The sequence below is a fragment of the Pedobacter zeae genome, assembly GCF_014196715.1.
Lineage (GTDB): Bacteria > Bacteroidota > Bacteroidia > Sphingobacteriales > Sphingobacteriaceae > Pedobacter > Pedobacter zeae.
The window spans coordinates 198,215-213,189 of the sequence record NZ_JACIEF010000002.1 but is presented as its reverse complement, the minus strand read 5'-3'; the positions used below and the strand labels follow the sequence as shown (position 1 = coordinate 213,189).

Here is a 14,975-nt window from a genome sequence, read left to right as displayed (position 1 = left end):
AAGGCCCTGGAATGTTAAGGGAACTACCATTAAACTTCATGTTGAAAATTTTTAATTTAACATGAAGTTTAACAATTACCTGCAGATCAAAATATTTCTATTTTTATAAGAATAGTTGGTTTATTAATATCCAACTTTTATTGTTGTACCATTTAAATCTGCCATTACCGGACTTTAGAAACCAGATGCATACACATAGAATGCACGGTATATTGGTAAACGGACAAACTTAAAAGCGTAAAATGTTGCTAAGAATACTGTATAACGATCGTTCTGCTATAAAGATATTACCAGCTCTTTCCCTTCATAAACCAACTGCTTTCCGGTAAATTCTCCATCGCCAAGGCCTTTATTCTTCTCTACCAGTACAATATTCATTTTCCTTGAAGTGATCATTCCGTCGTAAGATCCCCTGCGTTTGGAAATACGGAATTCACGGCGGGTATCATTCCATGACAGGTCATAGCTGCTTGTTTTACCTTTTTGATAATCATAAGTGGTACCATCATCATCATAAACGGTAAACGTACCATTTTTGCCCGGATAGATCCTGATTTCAAGCGGGGCATCCGGTTTTTCGCCCACATATTGCTGGTTCGGGCCTAACGGGACAATTGAACCCGCTTTAACGAAAACAGGAATGTAATCTAAGGGGCTGGCCGCATCAATAGATGTACCGCCTTTATATTTCCTCCCACTCCAGAAATCGGTCCACAATATCCCTTGAGGAAGGTATACTACCCTGCTTTTTATGCTCTTATCGTTTGGCGCTGGTGAGCCTTTTCCGGTATATTGAGGATCGGTTACCAGGCATATTAAAAAGGCATTACCGAACATGAACTCATCTTTGATATCTTTCACCTTTTTATCTTTACGAAAATCGAAAAGCAGTGTCCTGGTCATGGTATAATCTATTTTGTTCACCATTGCAGCTATTGAGTAGGTATATGGCAAAAGCCTGTACCTAAGTTTTATCTGTTTAAGTATAGCATCATAAAATACATTTCCAGGTTGGCCAAATTGCCATGGCTCCCTGGCAAAGTCGGTACCATGACTCCTCATCACTGGTAACCAGCAGGCATATTGTAAATTCCTGACATAAAATTCCCGGTACGCATCGTCTGATGGGCCGTTTGGAAAGTCGCCGTTCGAGAACCACGTTTTGCTTGGCCTAACAAAGAATGCCCCGGCATCTATCGTCCAGTAAGGAGAGCCCGTAGTCATATAGTTTAACCCACCGGAAATCCAGCTCTTAAAATCGTTCCAGGTTGCTTTGGTATCCCCATTCCATACAATTGTCCCTTACCGCTGCATTCCTGGATAGGATGCTCTTGTAAGGTTCACCACACGTTTGGTGCTTGAGGTTAATCTTTGGTTTTCATAGATACCCATTGCATGATGTAAAGAAAACAGATTTACCCTGAGGTCTCCAAGCAAATCGGCCATCACCTGAACGTTTTTTTGAAAACGGACGAGGGGATTGCCGGCAATATCATTAGCCTTGCCCGACCAATCGTAATCAACAGGTTCTGATGAATCAGCCCACCAGCAATCAACCCCTTTTGAGAATAAATTTTTGTTCACATACTGGTCCCAATACATCTTTCTCGCCGCCGGATTAAAGGCATCGTATATTTTTCGCCCCAGAACATAACCATTTGCCGACATCTCTTTTTCTTCCTCAGCAGCTACCTGTGGCCAGATGGACAGCATGAAATGTGCATTTTTTTCATGGATGTTACTGATCATTTTTTCCGGCTCAGGGAACTTGGCCTCATCAAATTTCTTATAGCCCCATAAATTTCCCTTCCAGTATTGCCAGTCTTGTACGATCACATCCAGGGGGATGTTATTATTTCTAAACCTGGTTAAAACACTATCCAGGTCATGAACATTTCTATAGCGTTCTTTAGACTGTATGTAACCGAACATGAATTTTGGAGGTATTTCTACCTTTCCGGTTAAAGTACGGAATTGGTGAATAACCTGGTCGAATTCAGGACCGTACATAAAATAATAATCGATCTGGTTTACAGCCAGCATTTCCATACCGTGCTTTTCAGGCTCATCCCTGAATATCATGGCCGAACCGGTATCGAACAATAATCCATACCCCATGTCAGACATTAAAACCGGCATGCTTTTCTTAAGGTTATGCTGGTAGAGATATTGCCTGGTCCCTCTCAAATTCATCAGGTTTTCCTGATGGGAACCCAAACCATATAAGGCCTCTCCAGGCTGCCAGCTAAAGTTCTGTTCAGCGTGCCATGCAGATCCTACCTTTTCCTTGTTGGTGATATTAGCCTGAACCTGGTCTCCGTTCGCAGTTTTCTCAACCTTACTCACCGCATCATTATAGTTTGATTTAAGCAATTCTACCTTCTCAAAACTGCGGGGTTTTTGCTGATCTTCTTTTAAAAGCGTGTTTCCTTTGCTGTCATAATATGCTATGCTTCCCGTGGCCAAAATTACCCTAACCTCGAGCTGTTTGGACTTAAGGCTTACAAAATTGCTACCGCCTGCGAAATCAAGTTTAACATTTCTTTCAGGCAATGGCATACATACATGGGTTTCATTACTTTTAAAGTCGCCATCCGGAACACTTCTTACCCTAACAATTGCGGGTTCTACAAACTCAACCTTAAGTATCTTACTTCCCGAACGCAGTACCAATCCGTTGGAGACCTTAGTAGCCTTAAAGGCTGATTGCGCAAAAGTGACTGTAGGCCCAAGAGAAAATGTCAACAGGCATATTATTGCCATTGCGGAAAATTTTAATCTGATGTTTATATTCATGTATTAATCTGTCTGTTTATGTGTTATGCTGAAAATATAATCGATTAAATATTAGTCTATTTTATTACCCTGTACCGGTTTATTGATATAAACTTTTTCCTTAACGTTTTTTGCCCACCCTTAAAAAACATCAGGAGGGGTTGTGCTTTGTGATTACGCTAAAGCCCCTTTAAACCAAGAAAAAAAATATTCCTATGAATATGTATCTTTTATATAACGCTATAAAAGAGATAAATTGAAAAAGATTTACCGACTGCACGTTACTACGAGATTAATTAAAAATTAAGTTTTAACTACGAGGTAAAAATTGGTCTGAAGATTTAACCAGTTGTTAAGGTCTTTTACCTGGTTTTTCTACACCAGGCCTTTTATTTTATAAATCTTTCCCTTGCTGGTTAAAAACGTTGTGAGGTACCCATTTGCTGATTTTACAACTTTGGTCTTAACCCCTTCTACCTGAACCTGGTTGCTGGTTCGGATTACACAATTACCACCATTTCCGGACTTAATTAATGCCGACTTTAATTTACCTGCATTCCATTCCATATCAACGGTAAAAGCACCCCTGGCCTTCAGTCCGGATATACTGCCATTTGCCCACGATGTCGGAAGCGCCGGCAAAAGATGTAACTCATCCAGCTGGCTTTGCAAAAGCATTTCTGTGATGCCGGATGTAGCGCCAAAATTTCCATCGATCTGAAATGGAGGATGGGCATCGAACAGGTTGGGATATAAACCACCTCCTTTTGAGACACTTAAATCGCGCATTAAATCACGAACCAATTTATAAGCATGGTTGCCATCAAGTAAACGGGCCCAGAAATTGATTTTCCAGGCGAGGCTCCAGCCGGTTCCTTCATCACCCCGTAATTCCAATGTTTTTTTACTTGCTGTAGCGATGTCGGCATTGATTAAAGGAGATATTTCACGCCCGGGATGTAAACCATAAAGATGACTTACATGACGGTGATGCGGTTCTACATCTCTCCAGTCTTTGTACCACTCCTGTAAGTTACCTGCCTTACCAATATGCAGGGGGTATAGCTTTTCTACTTTCGCTTTAAGCAACTTTCTGAATTCGGGATCAATTTTTAATGCTTCGGAAGCCTCGATGCAGTTGCGAAAATGGTCACGCACGATCGACATATCCATGGTTGTGGCGATAGAGGTATTGGCCTTTTTGCCTTTATCATCATAATATTCGTTTTCTGGTGAGAATGATGGAGCGGTAATCAGGTATCCATTTTTATCTTCTACCAGGTAATTCACTAAAAATTCTGCGGCACCTTTCATTACCGGATAAACCTTTTTCAAAAAGTCCTTATCCTGGGTAAAACGGTAGTGCTCATATAAATGCCGGCTTAGCCAAGGCGCAGCCATATACCAGTTTGCCCATTTCGGATCGCCTTTCCCTAAATTTCCTACCGGGTTACTTAAGGCCCATATATCGCTGTTATGATGGGCAACCCAGCCTTTCATGTGGTAAAAATCTTTCGCTGTATCTTTACCCGTAACAGCTAAATTGTTGATGAAGGCAAACAAGGGGTATTCCATTTCTTCCAAATTACTGATGGCAGCAGGCCAATAGTTCATTTGGGTGTTAATGTTGATGGTGTAATTTGAGCTCCATGGTGGTCTCATAGAGGCATTCCAGATGCCCTGGAGATTTGCCGGAGGGCCGCCGGGCCGCGAAGAACTGATCAGCAAGTACCTCCCATATTGATACAAAAGCGTTTCAAATGCCGGGTCGCTTACACCTTTACTAAATTCAATGAGGCGTTCATTTGTAGGAAGTTTCGCATTCGACGCCTCACCGGCTGAACCCAACTTAAATTTAACGCGGTTAAAATAATGCGAATAATCTGCCAGATGCTCAGCAAAAAGCACCTTCCATGGGCGCTTAATCGCAGCTGCCAGGTTGTTGCTGCAAATTTTTATTTCATCTTTCCCCTCGCTTACCGGACACTTATCGAAGCCGTTAAAACTGGTGGCGGCACAAATAAACAATAACACTTCATCGGCATTTGCAACCTTCACACCTGAAGTATCCGATTTCACGCTTCCACCCTTCAAAACAGCCCTCACCTGCGTGGCTACCCGCATACCACGGCAATCTGCATCGTCATAGTTTATAGGTTTCGGATTATAGTTCACATAATTCGGATCAACCTGCGAGGGGGCTTTCCCTTTAAAAATAATACCATTGCTTCCATCTGTTGTTATAGCTCCCTTAAGCTGACTGCTTACACTGGCCAAAAAACTGATCATACCGGGTTTATCTGCACTTAAGCGAATAACAATGGCTTTACCCGGGGCTGTGGCTATGATTTCGCGTTTGTAAGCCACTCCGTTTGCGCTGAACTTAACGGATGCCAAACTTTGATCAATGGATAAATCTCTTACGTAATTCTCAAACATACCGGGGCCAATATCCTGTTTCAATTTCAGGTCTGCCAAGGGTAGGTACGATTGAGAATAAACCCCCTGCATTTTCCTGATCTCGGTATTTGCCTCCTGGTAATTCTCATCTTTTAAAAGCAGCTCGCGCGTACGCATCACGTATTCAGGTGCTTTGGGGTTTACATTTGCTTTTACCGGGCCACCACTCCATAAGGTGGCTTCATTAAGCTGGAGTAATTCATTAGATGGATCGCCGTAAATCATCGCTCCCAGCATTCCATTTCCAACAGGCAAAGCTTCAGTCCATTTTTTTGCGGGCGCATTATACCAGAGTAAATCATTTTTCTGTCCAAAACATTGAAAGAACAGGCTAAAAAAAATTGTGAGGCAAAATAAAAAACGAATCATAGATAATATTTGTGTGTTTAATTTTAAAAACGGGCTTCAACGCCCGTGTCTTCTCTTCAATATTGGGTCAAAAACAATGAGTTACATTAACTGGCCTGGTTGATACATTGCTTCTGTTAATGAATTAAAATTGATGAATTTGGCAATCTTCAGGATAATGAAAACGGGCTAAAGCTTTAACTTTAAACCCGGGTTTATCATCCTGTTACCAATATCGATCTTTTATTTGGCATACTTGTAATTAAAATAATCGATATCCACAAAGCCTTTCTCTGCGAGTTTATTGTAATTAAAGATGCCGATGCGGTCGCCCCGGTAACTTCCCCAGGTTAACTGGGTAACATTGCCTATAGGCAAAAAATTCTTTCCATCTAAACTATAAAAGTAGCGGTTTTGGCCCTGGTAATCCCAGGTCGACCTTAACCAAACCACGTTTTCTTTTATTTTTATTCCAGGTGATTCCTGCCCATCTGTATGGTATACCATTAGCCTCTCCTCTCCTTGCTGTTTAATCCCGAGCATGCTCATCGTTGTTGTGGAGAAGTGCGTTAAACCTGCAAACTGTCCGTCGGCCATTCCGCTAATATCCAGTTTTACGGTAGCCTCGTTAGCGCTTGTTCGCATACTCCGTTGCGTAATGGTATTACCAGCCCTCAGTAATATTTTGTTCGGATCTTCAGGTTTTATCGGTTGAAAAGCCATCAGGCGAAGGAATCCTTTCCTTGCAGAAAGCGACCACCTGTCGTTTCTTGGCTGGTAGTTCCACTCCCATTGCGGACGCAGCACCGCAGCTGAAAAATCGTCGTCTGTCTGGATCTTTATAGCCGGTTGAAGGGGAAGAGGTGCTTTTCCTGACCATACCATGTTTCCAATATTATCTTTGCCAACCTTACCGATTATAGGCCAGCCATCTACCCAGGTTACCGGCAACAAACTTGCGGCCCTTCCTTCCCAATCGCCGGAACCATGATGGGTGAAAAACCACCATTGCCCATTTTTCAGCTGCATAAGTCCACCCTGGTTAGGCTCCCGGTCAATGTTCTTATTTACATGATTAATCTGTTTGATTTCCCACGGACCGGTAATCTTCTGCGCTCTTTCCATCATCATTACACGGCCTTCGGCTTTTACTTCGCTAAAAAAATGGTAGTAAAGGCCATTGATCTTGTATAGTTTATTTGCCTCACTACCTGAAGATTGATGAATAATAGTATCGGTATCCATACGCAGGCTCTTGCCATCCTGTGCCATCTTAAAAAGGTGGATGTTGTACTTTTTATTGTTTTTAGGATCCAGTTTAAAGTTGGTTGCTATAAAATAAAGCTGTCCGTCGTCATCGCAGAAAGAAGAACAATCGTCCCATCCCGATACATTCCAAACCTGGTGTAACGGTTCCCAGGGTCCTTTGGCATCCTTTGCCGAACTCATAAAAAATCCGTCGTCAGGACTACCGAAATAGACCCAAAACTTATTTTTATAATACCGGATGGAGCCCGCCCAGATCCCTTTGCCATAACTGTTCATTTTAGTCCAGTCCAAATTAGGACTGATCCGGGTGAGATCGGCAACCACATGGCCTGCAATTTCCCAGTTCACCAGATCTTTAGAGTGCAATACGACCATTCCGGGCGAAAACTGCATGGTTGACGATATGGCATAAAAATCATCCCCAACACGGATGGCATCTAAATCACTGTAATCGGCAGGTATAACAGGGTTGTAAAAGGTTCCATCCTTTTGCCCTCCCCAACTTTCTGTTTTCTGTGCGAAAACGGTGGCACTGAGCGTAACGAGCAAAAAGGTCTGGCATAAAAAATTAAGTCTCAATTTCATAAATATTCAAGGGTGATGAAGGATGCTTAAACTCATCTGGTTTTGAGCAATTTAACTAAGTTACCATTTTGACTTTCAGTTCAAGTATTTCTTCTAATAAACACTAAGGATTTAATGTACGCGTTAGCGTTACCCCCGATATGTTAACGGCCTGGTTACCGGAGAGCGTGGCAACAAAGCCCATTGATACCGTAGCGGCGGCATTGAGGGTAAAGGTAAACGATTTGCTCCCTGATCCGTTTATGGCTACCCTTCCTACAAAGTTTGCAGGAGTTGTTGAAGCAGCAATATCGGGAATGTTTGTACCTATAGCAGCAACACTGTAGGCTCCTTTGGTGTTATCGGTTGTCACACCGCCGCGAACGTTCGCATCAAATTTGTAGGTTCCTGCAGGCAATAACACGGTTTGATAAATCTTGCCATTTGTAATATTCGGCGATGTTGGTGCCCCTCCTGGCTTTCCATAATCTGCAGCTATATACCCAGATTCGAACGCAATCTGGGTACTGTTGTTGTTATCAAACGAACCATACGAGCCGTTTAGCTGGTTTGTCAGGCTGTACGATTGGCGCGTATTTCCCTGGGCGTTAAACAGCCAGCCCGAAAGCACTCCCCACCTGCCCTGATTTGGGTCTATTGTACTGGTTTTAAACGGCTGAGAAGTATTTTTCAGCACTTTTGTGATATCCGAAAATATGCGCAGCGGATCTATTAAGTAAACCAGCGTGCTTTTTGCGGCATTAACCTGGTATTTTTCGGGATTGGATAAGGTAAATGCCACTGCAACCTTCGATGGAAACCGAGCAAAGATACTATCGATGTTAATCCTCATTTCAACAACAGTCGAATTCTTATAATCACCCAGGTCAACATCATTAAGATCCATGGCGGCATTCGTAAGAATAGCGGTGCCAGCAGGAAGCAATCCTTTTGCAACCAATTTTTTTAGGGTATCTGCATTATAAGCAACGGATGTTTTAAAACCCCTGGAAGCTTTTCCGCCTAAATCTACCTGCGCTTTTATCAAGAAACCATTACTATCAAAGCTTGCATTGTTAGCGGTTAAATTAGGGGAAGTGAGTTGTGTTACTACCTGGTTTGGGTTGCTTGCCGCAGCCGTAAATGACAAAAAGTGTAACTCATCTATTTTAGCCACATCTGTAGTACTCAGTGTAAGCACTACAGATTTTTTACTTTCATCCAGTTTCTGCGATTTTGACGGGTTGGCAAGCGTTATGGCAAAAACCAAATTTTTACCATAATTCCGTTCAATAGCACTTGCAGAAACAGCTACATTAAAAGTTACGTATCTTGTCCCGAACCTCACTTCAACAGATTGAGGCATTGAAAAATCCGGAAAATTGATCACTGCACCATTGGCCACTGTTTGCGAAATTGCCAGTTGCGGCTCCGGCTGAAGATTAACCGTAAAAGTAGAATTTGCCGGGTTTTCCAGTGCTATGCGAACCGGAAAAGTAATTCTATCGTCTCCTTTCGTCACATCAGCAATATTCACGGCGTTAACCAGCGATGGATAGTCAAATTTAAGCACCCCGGGCGAGGAACTCACCTCGTCAACATACTCTTCCTGTTTACAGGAGTACAGAAAAGTAACTGTAAGTGCGAAAAAAGAACAAAAGAGGATTACTATTTTAATATGATTTTTATAAAACGTATTCATGTGGTTCAGGCTTAATTATTTAAAAACACTCTACCGTCTAAATTCCAGTTTTCTTTGATTGGAATACTTAGCCACGACAAGATCTGTGCGGTTATATCATCCGAGCCTGGTACTGTTGCCGATATATCGGGAAGTGAAATTGGGCAAACAATGTAAGTGCTTTTTTCCCACACGGTACTGTTTGCAAGTTCAGTACCCTTTACCAGGGGCGTGCCCCCCTTAAGTACTTTAAAATCGTAATTACCATTCTCCGTTAATATTTCATTCTTAAACCTCCCGCCAGCTCCATCTCGGCAAGGCCAGTAGCTTGCGAGATAACTGTAATCCGGGTGAGAACTACTCACATAGGTGTCGCACGCAAATTGTTTGATGGTCTCATCAGACAACGCTTTTCTCCAGATCCTGATATCAGACACATTTCCATCGAAGGGATCCCTGGTATCATCGGGAATATAACCTATAGTATAGGGTGCATTATAAGTATCTATAGATGGCCAGAGGGCCTCAGGAATTTCTGCCTTAGTATTAAAAACTCCATCGGTATACAGATAGACGAAGCGCTTAGCACCTTCCGTCCTGATTACTATAGCAAGGGCATGCCAGTTTCCATCCTGAATTTTAACTTTAGATGCATCGGCATTTACCCCAATTTCATTGGTTCCGTTAGCCCCGGTTCCTTTGGAGAGGACAAAACGCCAGGTAAGCTGTTCTAAAGATAATGTCCAGCCTGCACCACCCGAAGCGTTAAGCTTGGCAATCTTCCTGCCAAAGAAACAAGGCCATTGATAAATATAAGTGTTCTTATTAACCGATGGGGCATAAGTTCCTATTGTATTTAAATTCTTTCGCATCTTTAATTCAATAGTAAAATCACCGTTGCTACCGAAGTTAAGTGGATTTACCGTGGAAGATTTTAGGGCGTCATCAAACCTGAGTTCAGCCCTGATGGCATCACTCTGCTGACCAGCTTCGCTTGCTACACCTTTAGAGGAATAAAAGCGAACAAAGTTTCCGTCATACACATTACCGGTAAATGGTTTGTCTATGAGTTTGGATCGGTACTTATCGTTATAAAAAATTGTAAAGGTATTGACCTTTGGGTTTGAAAATATAGTATTATCGTTTACCACACTTGCTGCCGCCCCTCCGCGACTGGAAGTAATGATCACCATCCAGTTTTCCTTGCTATAGTTCTTTCTGCTTTGCAATGCTGCCATAGCCTGGCCTACATAAGTATCAAACTGAAGGATAGCATTTTTATACTGTTGATTTGAACTCTCGTAAGCATTGGTGCTACCTGCAGTGTTTACACTTTTATACATACCCACTACCACACCGGCATTATCATCGGCCAACTCTTTTAAAACAGCATTTTGAATTTCCGTATCACTATTATAGGTTACCCTAGAATCAACAGAAGCGTCGCTTGTAAAATTGTCTGTAAATGTATTGCTGTAAGAAAAGGTCGCTATTCTAACCTTTGCATTTGCCTCCTTAATCCGCTGAAATACTACCGGATACAAATTCAGTTTATTATTGCCCAGTGTGGCACTGGTTACCTCGTGCTTCGCTTTTGATACGCCGGTAAACAGGTCTGCCCATGTGGTCGCCTCATCATAACCTTCATCGCTTACGGAGTAGTATGAAAAGGTTGATTTTTTTAGCAGGTTGGTCATATTAGGAGGCGCCACTTCTTTTAAAGCCACTCCACGCAATCCATCCACAACCAAAACCAGCACTTTCCTTGCTTTCGGACTATTGAAAGTAGTATCGTTTATCACTAAAGGGGCTACCTTGTCAAAATCACTTTGGCAGGAACTTCCCAATATGACTATCAGCCAAAAGCAGAATAGCCTTACCATTACCGTTGTAAAATTCTTTTTCATAATTTAATCCATACTTAATTAATCTTCAAGCACTAAACCTTTGATATTCTGAACCGCCTGCGAGTCGAATTTTCTAAATGAGCCAAGCAAAACGATGCTCCGTTTATTATCTTTATTTCGCTCCTCTAATACGCGGTTAATCGTTCCCGTTAACTCGCCCAATGTATTGTAACCCTGAGCCAGGCTACCTTGTGGCGATAAAATCATAAATCCTGCGCGCCGCACATTGTTATATTTTTTAAAATTACCCGAAACAACGATCAAGCCGTTAGACAGCTGCTGTGCGAACGATGGATAACCGCTATCAAAGTTCCCTGAAACGAAAGTATCATCAATTGACCCGTCGGCTTTGAGCACCAACATGTTCTGAATGGGCTGGTTGTTAAAGGAACTAAAAACACCTGTAAGTACAAATCGTTGCGTAGTGCTGTTCCAGTTGATGCTGGTGATATAGCCGGCAGCACCTTTACCCACCTGGAAAGAATCGTCAACTGTTCCGTCTGCATTAAGCCTAACAATCCCCCCTGCTGCCTTATTGTCAAATTTTGAAAAAGCCCCTACCAGTACCAATTTGCCATCAGCCTGCATTACTGCATCTAAAATATTTCCATTACCTCCATCAAGGGTAGTCCCTCCGGAAAAATGGTAAGTGTTGTCGAGGCCCCCATCTAATTTAAACCGTACGACCTGCCTGATCGGAATAGAATCGCGGACAAGACTATCCCTATAACCGGTTAAAGTTGTATTTCCGGACGTATAGGTAAACGTTCTGCCCACATCGTACCGGTGGGAAACGTAATACTTGAATCCTCCAACGGCAATTATTCCGTTGTTAAAGTAAAAAATCCGCTTGATGGGGGCGTCTGTTCCACCATTGAAAACGGGAACAGTAAGTTTTGGATAAGTTGCACCTCCATTCTTTGATGAATAGGTTTCAACCTGCTTGAGGTCGATCGCCCCAAGGGCAGTAAGCCTTGTAATGTTTTTAACAGGTCCCCTCAGATCAAACGCAGACATATTTCCGGCGACGAAAATATTAGCATCGTTCGGGCTCGAGGTAACCGCACTGAGGTAACCGCTAACTACCCCGGTACCCAATTGCAAGGTTCGCTGAACCTCCCCTTCGTAGGTAGTCTCTGCTATTTTTTTGATGGCCAAAACAATTCCTTTATCATTAAAGTCGGTAAATTCTCCTACCATCAGGTATTTTCCGGTCTTCAATTTATAAGCATCATAAATGGTATTATTGGCACCTATTTTTGCCTTGAAATAAGGATCGTCTGATATTTTGCCAAAAACCTTAAACTGCGGACCAAAAAATATCTGATCGCCAATTTGGATAGACGTTGAGCCCGAACTCCCCGCAGCAGGGACTTTAACTTTTACTACATCGCCGGCAATCGAAACGATTTCGGCTTCTTCTCCACTAAACTGGAAACGAAGTTGTGTTTTATATTGTTCGGCACCGACAACGCTTACCGTTACCACGTCATTGGCACTGCCTTGCGTAGGCTCGATAAAACTCGCGGTGTTAAATTTTAGCCCCAAAGGCAATTTACCGCCCGAATAGGGGTTTTCAAATTCTTTAACTTCATCCTTGCAGCCAGCGAGCAACAACAACGAAAGGCTACAGGCAGTAAACCAAATTTTTATTTTAAAAACTGACATATTTTTTGAATTACTTGGTTAATAATACGTCCTGGATTAAATTTTGAGGATCGGCTCCAAATGGAAAATCTGTGCTCAGAACATGCACTACAGCATGCTTCGGCTGCACATCGGAAGAAGTGATGGGGATACTGACCCAATTATCTAAAGGTTGGGATATATTTGGTATATACGACAGTAATAATTGCCTGTAACCCGTGTATTTTACCCCGCCGGCATCGGCATACCTCACGCCAATATTAAATACATCTCCACTGTAGGCTACATAATTCTGGCCTGGAAATATGGCTTTTGCGCCAACATCTATCTGTGGATAATCGTTAAGCTTGTTCGCTCCCTTAAAAATATAGTTTGAAAGGTACCTGCGCCAAATCAGTCCATCTATATCGGTAAGGGTTTTCACCGTATCTTTTCCGTAGGTAAATAATGTTGAATTGACTTGTTTGATCAACAAAGCAACAGCATAATCCTGCGGGGCAAAAAAAGTAAGGGTATCTTCGTTAAACTGGCGTTCCATGCCGGCGATTTTAATGATGTTGACAATCGTGTCAAAGCTTCTCGGATTTGACTTCAGGTATTCCAAAGTGGTTCCAGGAAAAAAGGGATTGGATTTACCCCCATCAAAATAGTATTGATCTTTTTTGCAGGCAAAAAACACCAGGCAAGCAAATAATATTAACAGCCAGGGGATTGATATTTTTCTAAAATAGTTCATTGTGAAAATATAAATTGTTAGAACCAATAATCATTTAAGGTCATAAAAGGGTTTCTGTCACGGGCAGCCGGATCAATCGGCCATGTCCATGCGCCCCTGTTAAACTGATCAACCGATAGTGGATTTGAGCTCCATTTCGGATCTAGAATTCGCTTTGTCCGTACCAGATCGAAGAAACGGTACCCCTCACCGAGCAGTTCGCGCCCTCTTTCCTTAAATATCTCATCTTTCAGCTCCTGGCCTACCAAACCCGATAAAGCGGCCGCATTGGCCCTCATCCGCACCATATTCACTATAGAAGTGGCCTCTCCGTCCCTTCCCAGGTTGGCAAGGGCTTCAGCCTGGAGTAATACGGCATCTGCATACCTAAAAAGCACCAGCCCCCAATCGGGAAAGCCCAGCACCGATACCGGACCTTCAAATTTAGATAAGGCAAAACGCCCGTTTTCCTGGTCCCTGTTTTGAATCATATCTGCACGGTAATCGCTCACGCTACCGAACAGAAAATCGATATAGGCTTTTTTATAGTGCAAATGCGTTGTTGTTCCGTTTTCTTCATGCTTGGTTAAAACAACCGGCTCGCCCGGAAATGCCGATTTATAAAAAAGATTGGAACCCGATGCAAAGGCAGAACTTTCCTTTAATTCAATTAAACTTTCATTGGTTCCTCCAAGGAATATCCGGCTCGTTTCTTCAATGGGAATGAGCGTATGCTGGTTACTCTGAATCAGTTCGTTGCCTAAAGCCGCCGTTTTCTCATAATAGCCATTTTTGTTTGCCTCATCAAATCCGGCATTCCACATGTACATGTTCATGAGCAGTGAGATTGCCCCACCCCTGTTTGCCCGTACGCCATTTAACGCCGGATCCTCGTATTTCCATGGAAGGTTATTTTTTAACGGTTCCAGTTCGGCGATACATTTGTTGAGTACGCTGACAAATTTTTCCCTGCCCAATGGCGTGGAGTGATTTGCATCGGTATAATAGGCAACATCGCCATAAATTCTAACCATGATAAAGTAAGTGAGGCACCTGATAAATACAGCTTCGGCCAGGTACCGTTGTTTATCACTATCGCTTAAGCCCGGAATACCTTTGTTTACCTCCTCATACATGATATTGGCTTCCTGAATAACCCTGTAAAAATCCGTCCAGTTGGTATTCACCACGAAATTAAAAGCCAGCACCGTATTAAATGTTCTGGGCGACGCACCATTGGTTAGCCATGGTGAGTTAGGTGCTATTCCGTAAACCACCGCCTTCATATCATTTTTAGCCAGGTAATCATAAACCACCCTCCGGTTCTGGTCATTGGATTGAAAGCTTGTTACGCCTGCAACCGCGGTGTTTGATCTAATCTCTCCAAGCCTGAATTCGCCTGCAGCCGGCCAAAAGCAAGAATTAGACAGTTTATCCCAAAGCCTTGCATAAATATCAATGGTAAATGCTTCTACATCTGCACCCGTTTTCCAGTAGCGATTTCCGGAGAACCTTTCTATCGATTCAACCTCAAGAAACTTCTTGCAGCTTGTACCGGTCAACACCAGTAAAAGAATTAAATAAAATTGTATATTTTTAATCTTCATAT

General features: G+C 42.5%; 8 protein-coding genes and 1 pseudogene. All 9 read right to left on the bottom strand.

All coding sequences use genetic code 11. The annotated features are described in order from the left end of the window. Positions 1-276: 276 nt before the first annotated feature. Entirely contained in the window at positions 277-903 is a 627-nt protein-coding gene (locus GGQ60_RS23165) for a DUF5110 domain-containing protein (protein ID WP_375781484.1), read from the bottom strand. A 45-nt stretch (positions 904-948) separates the two neighbouring features. Continuing rightward, positions 949-2,763 (bottom strand): annotated as a pseudogene (locus tag GGQ60_RS22970) (TIM-barrel domain-containing protein); the annotation flags it as partial. Between the two features lie 387 nt (positions 2,764-3,150). Continuing rightward, positions 3,151-5,604, bottom strand: a complete 2,454-nt coding sequence (locus tag GGQ60_RS07405; RefSeq protein ID WP_183761760.1) for a glycoside hydrolase family 95 protein — start codon at positions 5,602-5,604, stop codon at positions 3,151-3,153. Between the two features lie 222 nt (positions 5,605-5,826). After that, entirely contained in the window at positions 5,827-7,437 is a 1,611-nt protein-coding gene (locus GGQ60_RS07400) for a glycoside hydrolase family 43 protein (protein WP_183761757.1), read from the bottom strand. Positions 7,438-7,540: 103 nt separating this feature from the next. Then, on the bottom strand, positions 7,541-9,118 hold the full coding sequence (locus GGQ60_RS07395) for a DUF5013 domain-containing protein (protein WP_183761754.1): 1,578 nt from the start codon (positions 9,116-9,118) through the stop codon (positions 7,541-7,543). Between the two features lie 11 nt (positions 9,119-9,129). Continuing rightward, positions 9,130-11,004: a LamG-like jellyroll fold domain-containing protein gene (locus GGQ60_RS07390; RefSeq protein WP_183761751.1), complete on the bottom strand. Its 1,875-nt coding sequence runs from the start codon at positions 11,002-11,004 to the stop codon at positions 9,130-9,132. An 18-nt stretch (positions 11,005-11,022) separates the two neighbouring features. After that, the gene (locus GGQ60_RS07385; protein WP_183761749.1) at positions 11,023-12,672 is read right to left on the bottom strand and encodes a DUF5008 domain-containing protein; all 1,650 of its coding nucleotides are present in this window, start codon (positions 12,670-12,672) and stop codon (positions 11,023-11,025) included. 10 nt (positions 12,673-12,682) lie between these two features. Beyond that, positions 12,683-13,387 (bottom strand): hypothetical protein, encoded by a 705-nt coding sequence (locus GGQ60_RS07380; RefSeq protein ID WP_183761746.1) that lies wholly within the window; start codon positions 13,385-13,387, stop codon positions 12,683-12,685. A gap of 17 nt (positions 13,388-13,404) precedes the next feature. Beyond that, positions 13,405-14,973, bottom strand: coding sequence for a RagB/SusD family nutrient uptake outer membrane protein (locus tag GGQ60_RS07375; protein WP_183761743.1), 1,569 nt, complete (start codon positions 14,971-14,973; stop codon positions 13,405-13,407). Positions 14,974-14,975 lie beyond the last annotated feature (2 nt).

What these genes read in the sequence shown, in the direction of transcription:
- GGQ60_RS23165 (WP_375781484.1), bottom strand. Translation starts at nt 903, where the DNA reads ATGACCAGGACACTGCTTTTCGATTTTCGTAAAGATAAAAAGGTGAAA.
- GGQ60_RS07405 (WP_183761760.1), bottom strand. Translation starts at nt 5,604, where the DNA reads ATGATTCGTTTTTTATTTTGCCTCACAATTTTTTTTAGCCTGTTCTTT.
- GGQ60_RS07400 (WP_183761757.1), bottom strand. Translation starts at nt 7,437, where the DNA reads ATGAAATTGAGACTTAATTTTTTATGCCAGACCTTTTTGCTCGTTACG.
- GGQ60_RS07395 (WP_183761754.1), bottom strand. Translation starts at nt 9,118, where the DNA reads ATGAATACGTTTTATAAAAATCATATTAAAATAGTAATCCTCTTTTGT.
- GGQ60_RS07390 (WP_183761751.1), bottom strand. Translation starts at nt 11,004, where the DNA reads ATGAAAAAGAATTTTACAACGGTAATGGTAAGGCTATTCTGCTTTTGG.
- GGQ60_RS07385 (WP_183761749.1), bottom strand. Translation starts at nt 12,672, where the DNA reads ATGTCAGTTTTTAAAATAAAAATTTGGTTTACTGCCTGTAGCCTTTCG.
- GGQ60_RS07380 (WP_183761746.1), bottom strand. Translation starts at nt 13,387, where the DNA reads ATGAACTATTTTAGAAAAATATCAATCCCCTGGCTGTTAATATTATTT.
- GGQ60_RS07375 (WP_183761743.1), bottom strand. Translation starts at nt 14,973, where the DNA reads ATGAAGATTAAAAATATACAATTTTATTTAATTCTTTTACTGGTGTTG.